The sequence below is a fragment of the Pseudomonas sp. SAS7 genome, from assembly GCF_052112345.1.
Taxonomy (GTDB): Bacteria; Pseudomonadota; Gammaproteobacteria; order Pseudomonadales; family Pseudomonadaceae; genus Aquipseudomonas; species Aquipseudomonas putida_Q.
The window spans coordinates 775,268-791,523 of the sequence record NZ_JBEGGO010000001.1; the positions used below are offsets into that span (position 1 = coordinate 775,268).

Genomic DNA, 16,256 nt, shown 5'->3' on the forward strand with positions numbered 1-16,256 from the left:
GGTATTCCTTAGCAGGGTCATCAGGGTCAGGCGAGCAGGCGACGTGGGTCGATGGAGGCGTGCACATGCTCCATGACGGTCTGGTCGATCGTTGCCTTGGCAGGGTCGTAGGCTGAGTAGTTGAGGGTGCGGATGTAGGCACGCAGCACCCGCGGGCCAGCCATGTCGATGTCGACGATGTTCAGGCAGGCCGGGTCTTGCTCGAAGGCAGCCAAGGCACCAAGGCCGGCGCCGCAGGCCCAGGCCAGGAGGATGCGGTTGACCGCATCATGGGTGACCAGTAGCAGCGCGCTCCAGTCAGGCGATTCCAGCAACTGCTGGAAGCTGCCCAGCACGCGTTGCTGGAAAGCAACCCACGGCTCACCGCGCAAGAAGGCTGCGTCGGCGCGATCAGCGAGCTGGTAGGCCTGGGCCACTTCGCGGTGCAGGCATTCGCGGGGGATTTCCCTCAATCGGCCGGCACGGATTTCGCGAAACCCCGCGTGCTCTTCCACAGGCTGGACGCGGCCGTCCAGGAGCTGGTCGAGTGTTTGCCGGGTGCGCGGGTAGTCCGAGCACACGGCGCGGTCGAAGGGTGTCTGCGCCAGCACCTGGCCCAGCGCTTGGGCCTGGGCTACGCCCTTGGGCGACAACGGCACGCTGCGCGGGTCGAGGGGCCGGCCGCTGGCATCGAAATAGTCAACATGGCCATGGCGCACCAGGTAGCAACGACGGCGGCGCACGGGCTGGGCAGGCTGTTCAGTCATGGATCAGTGCCTTGGGGTTGCTGATGCTCAGTTGTGCGCGGTTGATGGCACGCAGTGCCGCCAGCAGGCGGGCACGGGGCTCACCGGCATGGTCGTAGGCCCCCTGGCGAATGCGCTGGGCGAGCTCGCTGCGGGCTTGCTCGGACGAGGCCTGGTCTTGTAGCAGCCCGGCCATGGCCTGGCGTTCGATGTTGGCACAGGCCACCCCCTGGGCAGCCTCGCGGCAGGCGATCAGCAGAGCGCTGGCCACCATCCGCGCCTCGTAGTGTAAGTGCGCCGGCAATGCGGGCAACAACTGCTTGAGCACGGCGTCACGCGCCGTCAGCAGCAAGTCCTGGGCATCGGGCTGGTTCATGCGCGGCCTCCTTGGGTGAGCAACAGCAGTTCCTGTTCGAGCTCGCTGACCATGCGCCCGGTCAACGCCAGCTCCAGCGAACGTTGCTGGCCTGAGGCATGGCGTTCGGCCTGCTGCAGGGCGATCACCGCCCAGCGCAGGTGGGCCATGACCTGCCAGAAACGCAGCGTTTCGCGGTCCAGGTCGAGTGGCGAGACGCTGCGGTAGCCGGCGAGCAGGTCGTCCAGGCGGCCGACGCCGCCCGCCTCCAGATCCGGCCGGGCGAAGCGCCAGCAGCGTGCGGTGAACCAGCCCAGGTCTTCGCGGGGGTCGCCCCAGCCGGCGAATTCCCAGTCCAGCACGCCGCAGAGCTCCCCTCCCTCGACCATGTAGTTGCCTGTGCGGTAGTCGCGATGGATCAGGCAGGTGGCAAGGGGCGCTGGCTTGTTCAGCTCGCACCAGCGCAAGCCCCATTCGATGATCGGGTGGCTGCCCGGCAAAGCATCGAGGAACAGCCGGTACTGGTCGACGCTGGCCTGCACGGCGTCGGCCACCGGTGCAGGCAGGAACGCCAGCGCCGCTTGCGGTGGGCGCAGCTGGTGCAAGCGTGCGAGGTTGGCCCCAAGCGCCCGGCACAGCCCCGGGTTGCCCTCGGGGGCGCCTTGGCTGCTGGTCAAGCGGTGGCCGCCAGCGTGGCCGGCCAGGGCCTGCATGATGAAGAAATCGCGCCCGATCACCTGTGGCGTCTGGCACAGCCACAGTGGCTCGGGCACCTTCACGCCCACTTGGTGAGCGGCGCTGAGCACGGCGAACTCCTGCTCGCGGCTCATGCTGGCGGCCACGGCGGAAGCCGCATCGGTGCGCAGTACCCAACGCTGCGGCACACCGGCAACCTCGGCCTTGATCAACCAGTTCTCCTGGATGGCGCCGCCTGACAAGCGCTCACTGTGGGTGATGCGCACCGGCTGGCCGTGCAGGCGCTGCTGTAGATAGGCAGACAGCACCTCATGGGCGTCTGATACGTCGATGCGAGCACTGGATTGCTGCGCGAAATGGCTGCTTGGCATGGTCGGTCCAACTCACTGTTCACGAGTGCCGTGGCTCTAAGCAAGATGGTTGCCAGCTTCCTATGATTTAAATATTCGCTTAATAATCAATGAGTTGAATCTAATTTCCCGGCGTACTCAACGCGATTCAAATCAAACTTGAACAGCGCCATCGCACAGCTGAAACCGCCGTTCAATTCTGCACAGCAAGCCACTGCCCTCCCCCGCAGAATTTCCCCGCGCCGGGCGTGCGCTCGGCTAGGATGTCTGGCCAAACCGATGGAACCTGCTAGCCATGCATCTTCCCGCGCTCAAACCGAACCAGCTGCGCCCGCCCGCCGAGCCGACCAAAGGGGTGGTGCGAGCGCGGCTGCTCGAGCAACTGGCCACCGCCCTGGACAACAGCAGCGTCGTGCTACTGCAAGCACCGCTGGGCTATGGCAAGAGCACGCTACTCGGCCAGTTAACCCGCAGCCTGGCGGGAGCCTGGGCATGGCTGCGTGTGACCCGTGCCGAGAACCAGCCACTGGCCCTGCTGCTGCACCTGCACGCGGCGCTGCAACTGCCTGCGCAGCAACGCGACACACCCCAGGCCGAGCACCTGTGGAGCCTGATCCTGGCCGACCTGGAGGCCCGTCAGGCGCCGCTGACGCTGCTCCTCGACGACCTCCACCTGCTCAACGCCGCACCCGCCTGGCAGTACCTGGACACGCTGCTGCATTACCCGCCGCCTGCGCTGCGCCTGGTCGCCGCCAGCGAAGGGCCGCCCCCGCTGCCGCTAGCCCACTTGCGCCGCGATGGTCGGCTGACTGTGCTGGGCGCCCGTGACCTGGCCCTGGACAGCGAAGAGACGCGCCAGTTGGCACAGGCCCGGGACGTCAACCTGGGCAGCGATGCGCTGTACCAGCTGCGCGCCGGCAGCGAAGGCTGGCCCAGCGGTGTGCTGTTCTGGTTCGAGGCCTACCGCGAGGCGCTGCACAGCACCGGCCAGGCCCCCGCTGACCTGCGCCCGATCACCCGCCAGGCCTATGCCCATGCCCGGCAGTTTCTCGAAGAGGAACGTCTGCAGCGCTTGCCCCTGCCGTTGCGCGCATTTCTCGAACACACCGCGGTGGCCCAGGTGTTCGATGCAGGCCTTGCCAGCGAACTGGCCGCCAATGCCGATGTGCCCGCCGCGCTGCGCCAGCTGCAGCGCCTGGGCCTGATCATCGAAGTCCCCCAAGGCAGTCACGCCGAATACCGCTACCACCCGGCCCTGCGCAACAGCCTCTACCACCGCCTGGAACAGCGCGATCCCCAGCGCCTGCGGCAACTGCATCGCCAGGCTGCCAACTGGCTGCTGGCCCAGCGCCGTTACACCGAGGCGATCTACCAGTTCGGCCGCGCCCGCGACCTGGACGCCGTGCTCAACATCGTCGATCGGCACGCTTTCGAGCTGCTGCGCGAGGGCAAGGTCAACACCCTGGTCGATGTGCTCGACGAGGTCGCCGGGCACGCCGGCAACGACAGCTTCACCTTGGCAATGACCGAAGCTTCCACGGTGATGGTCACCAACGATATCGCCCAGGCCTGCCAGTGCCTGCACCAGCTCTATGCCCTGCAGCGCCGCCAGGCAGTGCCGCGGCACCCCGAGCGGGTACAGCAGACGGTGATGTTTCTGCGCAGCCGCCTGGCCTACCTGGGGGGCAATCTGGGGCACGCGCTGGCCCTCGCGGCGCGGGCACTGCAGCAGTTTCCCCAGCACAACGCGGCGCGCTCGGTGCTGTACTTCGACCGCGCCAACTGCCTGGCCGCGCTCGGCCAACTGGAGCAGGCCCACACCGAAGGTAGCCGCGCCCTGCGCGAGCTGCAGGGCTTTGGCCTTAGCGGCTACACCAACCTGCTGCAACTGTTGCTGGCGCAGATCGAACTGGCCCAGGGCGCCAACGATGCTGCGTGGGCGCGCCTGCAAGGCATGGCCGAGCTGCCTGCCGCCGGCAGTTCGGGGCGCTTCTATGAACTGTTCCGCCACCTTGGCAAAGGCTTGGCACTGTTGCAGGCCAACCGCCTGGCCCAGGCACGCCAAGCCCTGGCCCAGGCCGAGGTGCTGGCACTGGGCTTCCCCCACAGCGCTGCGCTGCCTTGGGTGTTCCACCACCAGGCATGCCTGCACTGGGCGCTGGGCGAGACCGGCCAGGCCAAGGCACGCTGGGCAGAGGTACGCCGGCTGGCCCGCCAGAACCGTTTGCTCACCCTCTACCGCCAGGCCGGCGCCTGGCTCGCGCGCCTGGCATTGCGCGACAATGATCAGGACTACCTGCCCGACTGGCTCGACCAATGGCACTGGTGCCGGCGCCAATATGGCGAGCAACTCTTACCGGAAGAGTGGCTTGCCTATGCCTGGGTGCAACGCCACCTCGGCCAACGCGACAAGGCCTGGCAGATCCAGCAGAGCTTGCAGGCTCAAGCGCAGGCCCAAGGTAACCGCCGCCTGCTGCTCGACGCACTGCTGCTCGACGCTGCCCTGCTACAGGACCGTGGCGTCCGCGACGACGCCCTGCCCAGCCTCGAACAGGCGCTGCAACTGGCCTGCACCTACGGCTTCGGCCAACTGCTGCAGTACGAAGGTGACGCCTGCCTGGAGTCCCTGCGCCAACTGCTGCTGCCCCAGGTGCGCGAACGCCTGGGCCTGAAGGCCCCAGCGCCCTCGCGCGAGCAACTGAATGCCCTGTTCCGGCCATTGCTGGCAAACAAGGAAAACGCGCAAAGCGCCCTGATCGTGCCGCTCTCGCGCCGTGAGCTGGAAGTGTTGCAGCGCATGGCCCGCGGGCAGAGCAACGGGCAGATCGCCGAGGCGATGTTCATCAGCCTGAGCACGGTCAAGACCCACATCAACAACCTGTTCCGCAAGCTCGACGTGGCCGACCGCGACAGCGCCCTGTGTTCGGCGCGCGAACTGCAACTGCTGGGCTGACCTCCACCTGGCCCTCGCCGCGATTCCACCCGCCATTCCACCCGGGGGGTGGACGCGGTGCCCGGGCCTGCCTGTTACAACATGCCGAGTCCACCCAGCCAGGAGTTCGGCATGCCCAGCTACACCGCCCCATTGCGCGATATCACCTTTGTTGCCCAGGAGCTGCTCGGCCTGAGCTGCCACTACCAACAACTGACTGGCTGTGAAGCCCCGGACGCGGCTACCTTCGCGGCCATCGTCGAAGAAGGCGCCAAATTCGCCGAGCAGCAGCTGGCCCCGCTCAACGCCGTGGGCGACCAGCACGGCTGCCAGTGGCATGACGGCAAGGTCACCACCCCGCCCGGCTTTGCCGATGCCTACAAACGCTTCGCCGACAACGGCTGGCTTGGCCTGGACAAGGACCCGGCCTTCGGTGGCCAGGGCCTGCCGCCGTCGCTGGGGTTCGTCAACTACGAGATGGTGTGCAGCGCCAACCACGCCTGGGGCATGTACGGCAACCTCGCCGGGGGCGCCATCAGTACCCTCAGCGAGCACGCTGACGAAGCCCTGCAGCAGCGCTTGCTGCCACCGATGATCGCCGGTCGCTGGGGCGGCACCATGTGCCTGACCGAGGCCCACTGCGGTTCGGACCTTGGCCTGCTGCGCACCAGCGCCAGGCCCCAGGCCGACGGCAGCTACCAGGTCAGCGGCAGCAAGATGTTCATCTCTGCCGGTGAACACGACATGACCGAGAACATCATCCACCTGGTGCTGGCGCGCATCGAAGGCGCGCCCGCGGGGGTCAAAGGCATTTCGCTGTTCGCCGTGCCGAAGATCCAGGTCGATGCCCAAGGCCAGCTTGGCGCGCCCAACGGCGTGAGCTGCGGCTCCATCGAACACAAGATGGGCATCCACGGCAACGCTACCTGCGTGCTCAACTTCGATAGCGCCACAGGCTACCTGCTGGGCGAGGCCAACCGTGGCCTGAACGCCATGTTCACCTACATCAACGAGTCGCGCCTAGCGGTGTCCCAGCAGGCCCAGGCCCACGCCGAAGCGTCGTTCCAGGGTGCCTTGGCCTATGCCCGCGACCGCGTGCAGATGCGCGCCACGCCACGCCTGCGCAGTGACCAGCCAGCCGACCCGATCATCGGCCATGCGGATGTGCGGCGCATGCTGCTAACCCAGAAGGCCTATGCCGAAGGCGGCCGCATGCTCGCCTACACCTGCGCCAAGGGCGTCGACCAGCTGCACCACGGCGCCAGCGCCGGCGTGCGCGAGCCTGCGGCGCGCCGCCTGGCGTTGCTCACGCCCATTGCAAAAGGTTTCCTCACAGAAACTGGCAACGAGGCCGCGCAACTGGGCATCCAGGTATTCGGTGGCCACGGCTACATCCGCGAGTGGGGTATGGAGCAGATCGCGCGCGACGTGCGCATCACCGCGATCTACGAAGGCACCAACACCATTCAGGGCCTCGACCTGTTGACCCGCAAGGTGCTGGCCGATGGCGGCGAGGCCTTGGCCGAACTGCTCGGTGAAATCGAAGACTTCACCCAGAGCACCAACGCTCCGGCCCACCTGGCCCAGGCCCTGCTCAAGCAAGTGGTTGCCTGGCGCGAAGTCAGTGCCTGGCTGCGTGACGCCAGCGCAACCGATGCCAACCTGATCGGCGCCAGCGCCTACGACTACCTGATGCTCAGCGGTTACACGCTGCTTGGCTACCTCTGGCTGCGCGCTGCGTGCGTGGCCGAACGGGCACTGGCCGCCGGCAGCGACGAGGTTGCGTTCTACCAGGGCAAGCGCGAGACCGCGCGCTTCTACCTGCAGCGCCTTCTTCCACGCGCCAACCTGCATGAAACACTGATTCGCACCGGCAGCGACAACCTGATGGACATCAGCGAGGCAGCATTCGCCCGCTGATACCACCGAGAAGGTGATCGCTGGTTGATAACTCTCCAATTTAGCGACTTCCCTGTGGGAGCGGGTTTACCCGCGAACACCGGCACAGCCGGTGCCATGCACCGCGTTGGATTATTCGCGGGTAAACCTGCCCCTCACACCCGACCCAATAACAAGAAGGTTCCCTCCCATGCAGCTGATCGACTATCGCCGCGAAAACCAACTGGCTCTGATCGGCCTGCGCCACGCGCCGGTCAACGCCCTTGGCCATGACTTGCGCCAGGCACTGATGCACGCCTGCAGCCAGGCAGCTGCTGACCCCGAAGTGAAGGCCATCATCCTGCACGGTCAGCAACTACCGTTCAGTGCCGGTGCCGACATCAGCGAGTTCGGCAGCCCACGCACTTGGGGGGAACCTACACTGCCCCAACTCCTCGATGCCCTGACCCGCATCGAAAAACCCCTGATTGCCGCCATCGACGGGGTGGCCCTGGGCGGCGGTTTGGAACTGGCCCTGGCTTGCAGCCATCGTCTGGCTACCGCCACCGCACGCCTGGGGCTGCCCGAAGTCCGCCTGGGCCTGCTGCCCGGTGCTGGCGGCACCCAGCGCCTGCCGCGCCTTATCGGCGTGGCCCCGGCGCTGGAGATGATGCTCAGCGGCGACCCGATCGATGCCCGCCAGGGCCTTGCCCTGGGTCTGATCGACCGCCTGGTCGAAAGCGGGCAGGACTTGCTCGAAGCAGCCTGCACTTTGGCTCGCGAGCAACTGGCCCAACCGGCCCTGCCAAGCGCCCCTGCAACACCTTTGGCCGCTGGCCTGGAAAGCGACTTCTTCGCCAGCCGCGAGGCACAACTGATCGCCCGTAAGCCCGGCCAGAACGCGCCCCTGCGCGTGCTCGCCGCGGTCCGCGCCGCCTGCGAGATGCCCCTGGCCGAGGGCCTGGCCCGCGAGCAGGTACTGTTCCGCGAAGCCCTGCAAGACCCACAGGCCACCGCCCTGCGCCACCAGTTCTTCGCCGAGCGCGAGGCGCTGCGCGTACCCGGCATCGACGCCAGCACGGTGCTGCGCAGCATTGACCGGGTGGCAGTGATCGGCGCCGGCACCATGGGCGCCGGCATCGCCATGAACTTTATCAACGCCGGTATCCCGGTGCGCCTGCTGGAGCTCAAGCCCGAAGCGCTGGACCGGGGCCTGGCGCAGATCCGCAAGACCTACGAAGGCAGCATCAAGCGCGGCAAGCTTGGCGCCGGGCAGCTCGAACAACGTATGAACCTGCTGCAAGGCACCCTCGACTACGCCGACCTGGCCGACGCCGACCTGGTGATCGAGGCGGTGTTCGAGGACCTGTCGATCAAACAGCAGGTGTTCCACACCCTGGACCGGGTGTGCAAGCCGGGCGCGATTCTGGCCAGCAACACCTCGACCCTGGACGTCGACCGCATCGCCGCCTGTACCCACCGACCGCAGGACGTGGTCGGCCTGCATTTCTTCAGCCCGGCGAACGTCATGCGCCTGCTCGAAGTGGTACGCGGCCGGCTGACGGCGCCCGACGTGCTGGCCACCACGCTGCAGGTCGCCAAGCGCATCGGCAAATTGCCAGTGGTGTCGGGCGTGTGCTTTGGCTTCATCGGCAACCGCATGCTCGAACCCTATGCCCGCGAAGCCCACCGCCTGGTGCTTGAAGGCGCCTCGCCAGCCCAGGTGGACAAGGTGCTCACCGGCCTGGGCCTGGCCATGGGCGTGTTCGCCATGTACGACCTGGCCGGCATCGATGTCGGCTACCTGGTGCGCCAGGCACGGCGCAGTGAAATCGCCCACGACCCGAGCTACTTCCGCCTGGCCGACGAGCTCTACAGCCTGGGCCGCTACGGCCAGAAGAGCGGGCGCGGGTTCTACCGCTACGAAGGCCGCGAACGCATCGAAGACCCGGAAGTGGAACAGATTGCGGCGCAACTGGCGGCCAGGCTGGGCATCACCCGGCGCACCATCAGCGACGCCGAAATCCACGACCGCTGCCTGTTCATGCTGGTCAACGAGGGCCTGCAGTTGCTCGATGAAGGCATTGCCCTGCGCAGTGGCGACATCGACCTGGTGTGGACCAACGGCTACGGCTTCCCGGCCTGGCGTGGGGGCCCGCTGCACTATGCCCGCGAGCTGGGCCTGGACAACGTGCTGGCGGGCATCGAGCAACAGCGCGAAGCGCTCGGCGCCTATGGCCACATGTGGCTGCAGCCGGCCCCGTTGCTGCGGCGCCTGGCATCCAGTGCGAAGTTGCGCACTGCCGGCCTCTGAGCCGTTCTACCCTGTTCATCAAGGAACCCAGGACATGAAAGAAGCCGTCATTCTCTCCACCGCCCGTACCCCGATCGGCAAGGCCTTTCGCGGCGCGCTGAACAACACCCGCTCGCCGAGCCTGGCCGCGCACGCCATCCAGGCGGCAGTGGCCCGCGCCGGCATCGCCGGTGATGAAATCGAAGACCTGGTAATGGGTACCGCGATGCCCTCCGGCACCGCTGGCTGGAACCTGGGCCGCATGAGCGCGCTGGCCGCCGGCCTGCCGGTGTCGGTAAGCGGCCAGACCCTGGACCGCCAGTGCGCCTCCGGGCTGATGGCAATCGCTACCGCCGCCAAACAGATCATGGTCGATGGCATGCAGGTGACCGTCGGCGCCGGCCAGGAAAACATCAGCGCGGTACAGGCGCGCAACCTGGAATGGGCATTGGCCGAGCAGGACAGCAGCGTGATCCAACGTGTCCCACACGCCTACATGCCGATGCTGCAGACCGCCGAGCACGTGGCCAAGCGCTATGGCATCAGCCGCGACGCCCAGGATGCCTACGCCCTGCAGTCACAGCTGCGCACCGCCGCCGCCCAGCGCAACGGGCTGTTCGAGGCCGAGATCGTGCCCGTGACAGCGCAGCAGTTGATCAAAGACAAGCAGACCGGCGAGGTCAGTTACCGCGAGGTGACCCTGGCGCAGGACGAAGGCAACCGCCCGCAGACACGCCTGGAAGACCTGACCGGCTTGAAACCCGTGCTCGAAGGCGGCTGCATCACCGCCGGCAATGCCAGCCAGCTTTCCGACGGTGCCAGCGCCTGCGTACTGATGGACGCGCGCCTGGCCGAGCAGCGCAATCTTGAGCCGCTGGGCCTGTACCGGGGTATCGGGGTGGCCGGCCTGGCCCCGGAAGAGATGGGCATTGGCCCGGTGTACGCTGTGCCGCGCCTGCTCAAGCAGTATGGGCTGAAGGTGGACGACATCGGCCTGTGGGAACTCAACGAAGCGTTCGCCTGCCAGGTGCTGTACTGCCGCGACAAGCTGGGCATCGACCCCGCGCGGCTGAACGTCAACGGCGGCGCCATCGCCATCGGCCACCCCTATGGCATGAGCGGCGCAAGGATGGTCGGGCATGCCTTGCTCGAAGGCAAACGGCGCGGGGTGCGCTTCGTGGTGGTGACCATGTGCGTGGGGGGTGGCATGGGTGCCGCCGGCCTGTTCGAAGTACTTTGACCAAGGGCAGACAGCATGCTTGCAAATACATTTTCCCTGGCTGGTAAGACCGTGCTGGTCACCGGGGCCTCCAGCGGCCTGGGCTCGCATTTCGCACGCCTGGCCCAGGCTGCTGGCGCCCGGGTGGTGCTGGCAGCGCGCCGGGTCGAGCGCCTGCAGGTGCTGGCCGAAGCACTGCAGGCCAACGGCGGTGAAGCACTTGCCGTGGCACTGGACGTGACCCGCCGCGACAGCGTCGAACAGGCCTTCGACCAAGCCGAGGCACGCTTTGGCGTGGTTGACGTGATCATCAACAATGCCGGTATCGGCGACCCCGGGCGCTTTCTCGATATGAGGGAGCAGGACTGGCAACGCATGCTCTCGACCAACCTCGACGGTGTGTTTCATGTTGCCCAGTGCGCAGCCCAGCGCCTGGTCAAGGCCGGGCAGCCAGGCAGCATCGTCAACATCGCCTCGATCCTCGGCCTGCGGGTCGGCAGCGGCCTGAGCCACTACTGCACGGCCAAGGCCGCCGTGGTGCAACTGACCAAGTCCATGGCACTGGAGCTGGCCCGCTACCGGATCCGCGTCAATGCCATTGCGCCAGGCTACTTCAGGACCGAGATGAACGAAGACTACTTCGACAGCGAGGACGGCCAGGGCTACATCAAAAACCACGTGCCGATGCGCCGCCTGGGGCAACTGCACGAGCTGGACGGGCCTTTGCTGTTGCTGGCCAGTGATGCCGGTGCATTCATGACCGGCAGCATCGTGGCCGTGGATGGCGGGCACCTGGTAAACCCTCTGTGATGCCCCAATTGCTGTAGACAAGGAGCCTGTATGCCCGTCACCGCTTACCTGCCCCGCGTGGTTGCGCTGGTTACCCACCTGCATCGCCCCGCCGCCCCCAGCCGCATGGCGCAATTGATCGAGCAAGTAAGCGCCGACTACCGGCAACAAGCCCGTATAGAGGTCATCGAAACCACCCTGGCCGACCTGCTGCCACTGGCGCGCGAGCTGGAAAGCCATCAGCAGGCAGACGTCATTTTGTGCTCCGGGGCTGCCGCCGATTACTTGCGGCAGCACCTGAGTACCTCGGTGCGGACCCTGCACCTGGGCGAATTCGACCTGATCCGTGCCCTGATGCTGGCCCGCGACCGGGCCAGCCGGGTGGGTATCCTCAGTTTCGGCCAGCCGTATCCGGAACTGGCGGCGATGCAGGCGCTGTTCACCCTGCAGATTCGCGAGCACACCTACACCAGCCTGGAGCAGGCCCGGGATCAGGTCGAACGCTTGGTCGCGGATGGCTTCGAGGTGATCATCGGCTCGCCAACGGTATGCCAGTTGGCCGACGCAGCAGGTGCCCAAGGGGTGCTGGCGCTGGATGCCGAAAGCCTGCGCCATACATTCGACAGCCTGGTGACCCTGAGTGCCAAGGCTGATGGCGCCCCCACACGCCGCCTGCCAAGGCGCAGCCGTGAACAGCCCGAGAAGCGCCCGTTCAAGGCGCGCCATCGCTTCGAGCAACTGCTCGGTGACGCGCCGGCATTTCGCGCCATCCTGAGCCTGGCTCAGCGCTACGCAAAGGCCGACGCCACGGTGCTGATCACCGGAGAAAGCGGTACCGGCAAGGAGTTGCTGGCGCAAAGCATGCACCATGCCAGCCCGCGCCAACAGGGGCCGTTCGTGGCGATCAACTGTGCGGCGCTGCCCGAGTCGCTGCTTGAAAGTGAACTGTTCGGCTACGAGGACGGTGCCTTCACCGGTTCGCGCAAAGGCGGCAAGCCCGGCCTGATCGAGCTGGCGCACACCGGCACTTTGTTCCTCGACGAGATAGGCGACATGCCGGTGGCGCTGCAGACCCGCCTGCTGCGTGTGTTGCAAGAGCGCGAGGTGCTGCGTTTGGGCGCCTGCGAGCCGAAGGCAGTAGATATCCGGGTGATTGCCGCTACCCATTGCGACCTGCCCGCGCGTATCGCCGACCAGCGCTTTCGCCAAGACCTGTATTACCGCCTGAACATCCTGCGCCTGGCCGTACCACCGCTACGCGAGCGGATTGCAGACATCTTGCCGCTGTTCAATGCCCTGCTTGCGCGCCACTGCCGTGCCAGTGGCTTGCCGTCTTCAAGTGACGAACACGTGGGACACCTTCTGCCATTGATGCTGCGACACCCTTGGCCCGGCAACATACGTGAGCTGGAGAACATCGCCGAGCGCGCGGCCTTGTGCCTGAGTACGCAGGAGCACGATGACGAGTTCGACCTGGCCACGTTGTTCCCGGAGTTCTTCGAGGCCGGCGTGGCTGCAGCGCCGAAGCGGCCCCTTGCCGCCACCGACAACCTGCGTAGCTTGGGCAAAGCAGCCGAAACGGCCCATGCGCGTCAGGTGCTGGACGGCTGCGACGGCGACATGGGCGAGGCCGCACGGCGCCTGGGGGTCAGCCGCAGTACCGTCTGGCGGCGGGTACGCATGTTGGCCTGAGCGGTCGTGGTTCCGGTTTGCATCCTGCGCGTGGGCTCCTACAGTTTGAACGTAGCAACGCTGACGAGCACCCAGATGCGCAGCAATGAAGAAAGCGGCGCCGTTAATGCCAGCCGAACCTTGCCAAAGATCCCGCGCAGTGTCTGGGCGCTGGGCTTCGTGTCGATGTTCATGGACATTTCCTCGGAGATGATCCACGCCCTGCTGCCACTTTACATGGTCACCGTGCTCGGCACCTCGGTGGTGGCGGTGGGCGTTATCGAAGGTATCGCCGAGGCAACCGCGTCGATCACCAAAGTGTTTTCCGGTGCGCTCAGCGACCGGCTGGGCAAGCGCAAACTGCTGACCGTGCTCGGCTATGGCCTGGGCGCGCTGACCAAGCCGGTATTCCCCATGGCCTCCGGGCTGGAGTGGCTGATCGCAGCACGTTTCGTCGACCGGGTCGGCAAAGGCATCCGAGGGGCGCCGCGTGATGCGCTGGTGGCTGATGTCACGCCCCCCGCGTTGCGTGGTGCAGCCTTTGGCCTGCGTCAGGCGCTGGATACGGTTGGCGCTTTCCTCGGGCCATTGCTGGCGATCGTGCTGATGTGGCTGACCGCGAGCCACTTCCAGATGGTGTTCTGGGTGTCGGTGATCCCGGCGTTCGTGGCGGTGTACATCCTCATCGCCTTCGTGCGCGAACCTGAAGCGCCGGCCAGCACACGGCCCGTGCGCGCACCGCTGGCGGTGCACGAACTGGTGCGCCTGGGCCCCGCCTACTGGCGGTTGATCGGCCTGGCGACCGTATTCACCCTCGCCCGCTTCAGCGAAGCCTTCCTGCTACTGCGCGCTCAGGACATGGGCCTGGCACCAATGTGGGCGCCGGCGGTGCTGGTGCTGATGGCGCTGGCCTACTCGGTGTCCGCGTACCCTGCCGGGGTGCTGTCGGACCGCCTGGGGCGCCGCGGCGTGCTGATGACGGGGCTGGGGATGCTGATCGCCGCCGACCTGTTGCTGGCCCTGCTGCCTGGCTGGGCGGGGTTGGCCCTGGGGGTTGCCGCCTGGGGTCTGCACCTGGGCTTCACCCAAGGCATCTTCGCGGCCATGATCGCCGACAGCGCACCCGCCAACCTGCGCGGGACCGCCTTCGGCCTGTTCAACCTGCTGACCGGGGTAGCACTGCTGGCGGCCAGCGTGGTGGCAGGGTTGTTGTGGGATGGTGCGGGGTTCCAGGCAACCTTCCTGGTCGGTGCAGGGCTTGCCAGCACCACCCTGGTGGGGGTGATGCTGTTACGTTGAGCACACCGGACTACGCCAACGCCGGTTCCTGCTTGAGCAACGACCAGCCCCCGTGCCCATCCACCTCCAGCCGGTGAGTATGGAACCCCGCCAGTGTGCTGCGATGGCCAACACTGACCAGCAGCGCGCCCGGCATTTCCGTGCGCAACATTGAATACAGGGCGTGCTCTAGCCCTTCGTCCATTGCCGAGGTGGACTCGTCAAGGAACACTACCTGGGGCCGGTTGAACAGAACCCGGGCGAACGCCAGGCGCTGCTGCTCGCCCACCGAAAGAATGTGCGACCAGTCACAACTGACCTCCAGCCGATCGGCCAGATGAGCCAGATTGACCTGGCGCAGGGCCTGCCGCATCCGGCCTTCGTCCTCGGCCTTGCTGGCTGCCGGGTAGGCGATGACCGTCCGCAAGTCGCCCAACGGCAGGTAGGGACGCTGCGACAAGAACAACGCCTGATGGCCTAGCGGGCGCTTGACCTCACCTGCAGCGTACGGCCAAAGGCCCGCCAACGCTCGCAGCAGGGTAGTTTTGCCGCTGCCCGACGGCCCCTTGATCAACAGTGCCTGGCCGGCGTGCAGGCTCAGGCCAAGATCAGTGACAAGGGGATGCCCGTCCGGGCGCAGCACCTGCAGATCCGTGATTTCCAGCGAATGTTCCTGAGCCTCGGTGGTAATACGCGGCAAAGCGCTTGCCTGCTCGTTGGCATCGAGAAAACCGGTCAGGCGGTCGAGGGTCGCCCGATATTGAGCGAACGCGTCGTAAGATTCGCGGAAGAACGACAACGAATCTTGTACCTGGCCAAAGGCCTGGGCTGTCTGCATCACGTCTCCCAACTTGATCGCACCGCTGAAAAAGCGTGGTGCCTGGAGGATAAACGGGAACACCACGGCAACCTGGCTAACCCCCAGGTTGAAGCCACTGAATTTCAGGTTCCGGAACACCAGCGCCCAGGCATTGACGATCAAGGCACCAAAGCGGCCCAGCAACGTGCCCCGCTCTACCAAGGCGCCTTGGTAGAAGGCAATGTTCTCGGCATTCTCGCGCAGGCGCATCAGGGCGTAACGGAAGTTGGCGGTGAGCTTCTCGTTAAGAAAGTTCAGGCGGATCAACGGGCGCCCCAGGCGGAAGGCAATCCAGGTGGCAACGATGACATACAGGTACACGGCAAACACCATCGCGCGGGGGACTTCCACACCGGCAACCGCCAGCGGTGCCGACAGCGACCAGAGGATCCCGGTGAACGCCACCAGCGACACCAGCGCACTGACTGCGCCCAGGGCCAGGGTTACCGAGTTGGTGACAAATGCATTGGCATCCAGCTCTATACGCTGGTCAGGGTTGTCCACCGGCTCGGCGAGAAACTGACCCCGGTAGTAGGCATCGCCATGCATCCAGTCGTTTGTCAGCCGCTTGGTGAGCCAGACCCGCCACTGAATACTGAATGCCTGGGTTACATAAAAGGTGAACAGCGAGCGCAGCACATGGATGGTGGCCAACACGGCAAAGACGCCGAGCATGTACCAGAAAGCGGCCTGGTCAAGGCCCTGCAAGGCGCTGTAGAAGCCGTTGTACCAAAACGAGAACAGCACGTTCAGGCGTACCGAGAACAGCGTCAACACCAGCAGCAGCGCAAACACTAACAGTGGCCGCCAACTGCGCCTGAAATTGAAATAGGGCCCGGCAAGTTGCCAGAACTGGCTGCCCCAGCGCGTGCAACGTACAGCCAGGGTCGCGGCAGCGGTAAAGCAAACAAGCGTGATGAACGAGGCGATTGCCAGCCAGCTCAGGCTCTCCTGCAGGGCCTGGTGCCAGTTCATGTCCATGGTGGGTATCCGTGCTGAGTATTTCCGCGAGCGTAGCATTGCCCTACGGTTCATCAGGCATAGATGACGCACATTTCATGATCCTGACCTGTTGCCGCGGCCCCTGTAGGAGCAGCCTTGTGCTGCGAAGAGGCCATTGCAGGCGAAGATAATCTTTAGCTTTACCGGCCTCTTCGCAGCGCAAGGCTGCTCCTACAGGGCTTCGGGCAGGGCCGGATTTTTTTCGCCCA

Annotated in this window: 11 protein-coding genes; 7 read left to right on the forward strand and 4 right to left on the reverse strand. The window is 65.9% G+C overall.

Features of this window, described 5'->3' with window-relative positions; translation table 11 throughout:
• Window positions 1–26: 26 nt before the first annotated feature.
• The 3 genes from ABI582_RS03460 to ABI582_RS03470 are packed head-to-tail and all read right to left on the reverse strand — an operon-like array spanning window position 27 to window position 2,147.
• Window positions 27–746, reverse strand: a complete 720-nt coding sequence (locus tag ABI582_RS03460) for a histidine phosphatase family protein (RefSeq protein ID WP_442118409.1) — start codon at window positions 744–746, stop codon at window positions 27–29.
• Entirely contained in the window at window positions 739–1,101 is a 363-nt protein-coding gene (locus tag ABI582_RS03465) for a DUF6285 domain-containing protein (RefSeq protein ID WP_442118410.1), read from the reverse strand. The genes ABI582_RS03460 and ABI582_RS03465 overlap by 8 nt, the downstream gene beginning before the upstream one ends.
• Window positions 1,098–2,147 (reverse strand): phosphotransferase family protein, encoded by a 1,050-nt coding sequence (locus ABI582_RS03470; protein ID WP_442118411.1) that lies wholly within the window; start codon window positions 2,145–2,147, stop codon window positions 1,098–1,100. Before ABI582_RS03470 ends, ABI582_RS03465 begins: the two co-directional genes overlap by 4 nt.
• Before the next feature lie 274 nt (window positions 2,148–2,421).
• On the opposite strand from ABI582_RS03470, the gene ABI582_RS03475 reads away from it, so the two are divergent.
• The 7 genes from ABI582_RS03475 to ABI582_RS03505 all read left to right on the forward strand — a co-directional run bounded on the left by ABI582_RS03475 (window position 2,422) and on the right by ABI582_RS03505 (window position 14,207).
• Window positions 2,422–5,079 (forward strand): LuxR C-terminal-related transcriptional regulator, encoded by a 2,658-nt coding sequence (locus ABI582_RS03475; protein ID WP_442118412.1) that lies wholly within the window; start codon window positions 2,422–2,424, stop codon window positions 5,077–5,079.
• 111 nt (window positions 5,080–5,190) lie between these two features.
• Entirely contained in the window at window positions 5,191–6,978 is a 1,788-nt protein-coding gene (locus ABI582_RS03480; RefSeq protein ID WP_442118413.1) for an acyl-CoA dehydrogenase C-terminal domain-containing protein, read from the forward strand.
• Between the two features lie 169 nt (window positions 6,979–7,147).
• The gene (locus ABI582_RS03485; protein ID WP_442118414.1) at window positions 7,148–9,250 is read left to right on the forward strand and encodes a 3-hydroxyacyl-CoA dehydrogenase NAD-binding domain-containing protein; all 2,103 of its coding nucleotides are present in this window, start codon (window positions 7,148–7,150) and stop codon (window positions 9,248–9,250) included.
• Window positions 9,251–9,284: 34 nt separating this feature from the next.
• On the forward strand, window positions 9,285–10,469 hold the full coding sequence (locus ABI582_RS03490) for an acetyl-CoA C-acyltransferase (RefSeq protein ID WP_442118415.1): 1,185 nt from the start codon (window positions 9,285–9,287) through the stop codon (window positions 10,467–10,469).
• 15 nt (window positions 10,470–10,484) lie between these two features.
• The gene (locus ABI582_RS03495) at window positions 10,485–11,258 is read left to right on the forward strand and encodes an SDR family NAD(P)-dependent oxidoreductase (RefSeq protein ID WP_442118416.1); all 774 of its coding nucleotides are present in this window, start codon (window positions 10,485–10,487) and stop codon (window positions 11,256–11,258) included.
• Between the two features lie 30 nt (window positions 11,259–11,288).
• Window positions 11,289–12,929 carry a propionate catabolism operon regulatory protein PrpR gene (gene prpR / locus ABI582_RS03500; RefSeq protein WP_442118417.1) on the forward strand — a complete coding sequence of 547 codons (1,641 nt, stop codon included), beginning with the start codon at window positions 11,289–11,291 and terminating at the stop codon, window positions 12,927–12,929.
• 75 nt (window positions 12,930–13,004) lie between these two features.
• Window positions 13,005–14,207 (forward strand): MFS transporter, encoded by a 1,203-nt coding sequence (locus ABI582_RS03505; RefSeq protein ID WP_442118418.1) that lies wholly within the window; start codon window positions 13,005–13,007, stop codon window positions 14,205–14,207.
• A 10-nt stretch (window positions 14,208–14,217) separates the two neighbouring features.
• On the opposite strand, the gene ABI582_RS03510 is transcribed toward ABI582_RS03505, so the two are convergent.
• A complete protein-coding gene (locus ABI582_RS03510) occupies window positions 14,218–16,026 on the reverse strand; it encodes an ABC transporter ATP-binding protein/permease (protein ID WP_338746723.1) in 1,809 nt (602 codons plus the stop codon).
• Between the last annotated feature and the right edge of the window lie 230 nt (window positions 16,027–16,256).

Coding starts and splice junctions, on each gene's coding strand:
- ABI582_RS03485 (WP_442118414.1), top strand. CDS start 7,148: ATGCAGCTGATCGACTATCGCCGCGAAAACCAACTGGCTCTGATCGGC.
- ABI582_RS03505 (WP_442118418.1), top strand. CDS start 13,005: ATGCGCAGCAATGAAGAAAGCGGCGCCGTTAATGCCAGCCGAACCTTG.
- prpR (WP_442118417.1), top strand. CDS start 11,289: ATGCCCGTCACCGCTTACCTGCCCCGCGTGGTTGCGCTGGTTACCCAC.
- ABI582_RS03470 (WP_442118411.1), bottom strand. CDS start 2,147: ATGCCAAGCAGCCATTTCGCGCAGCAATCCAGTGCTCGCATCGACGTA.
- ABI582_RS03510 (WP_338746723.1), bottom strand. CDS start 16,026: ATGGACATGAACTGGCACCAGGCCCTGCAGGAGAGCCTGAGCTGGCTG.
- ABI582_RS03480 (WP_442118413.1), top strand. CDS start 5,191: ATGCCCAGCTACACCGCCCCATTGCGCGATATCACCTTTGTTGCCCAG.
- ABI582_RS03490 (WP_442118415.1), top strand. CDS start 9,285: ATGAAAGAAGCCGTCATTCTCTCCACCGCCCGTACCCCGATCGGCAAG.
- ABI582_RS03495 (WP_442118416.1), top strand. CDS start 10,485: ATGCTTGCAAATACATTTTCCCTGGCTGGTAAGACCGTGCTGGTCACC.
- ABI582_RS03465 (WP_442118410.1), bottom strand. CDS start 1,101: ATGAACCAGCCCGATGCCCAGGACTTGCTGCTGACGGCGCGTGACGCC.
- ABI582_RS03460 (WP_442118409.1), bottom strand. CDS start 746: ATGACTGAACAGCCTGCCCAGCCCGTGCGCCGCCGTCGTTGCTACCTG.
- ABI582_RS03475 (WP_442118412.1), top strand. CDS start 2,422: ATGCATCTTCCCGCGCTCAAACCGAACCAGCTGCGCCCGCCCGCCGAG.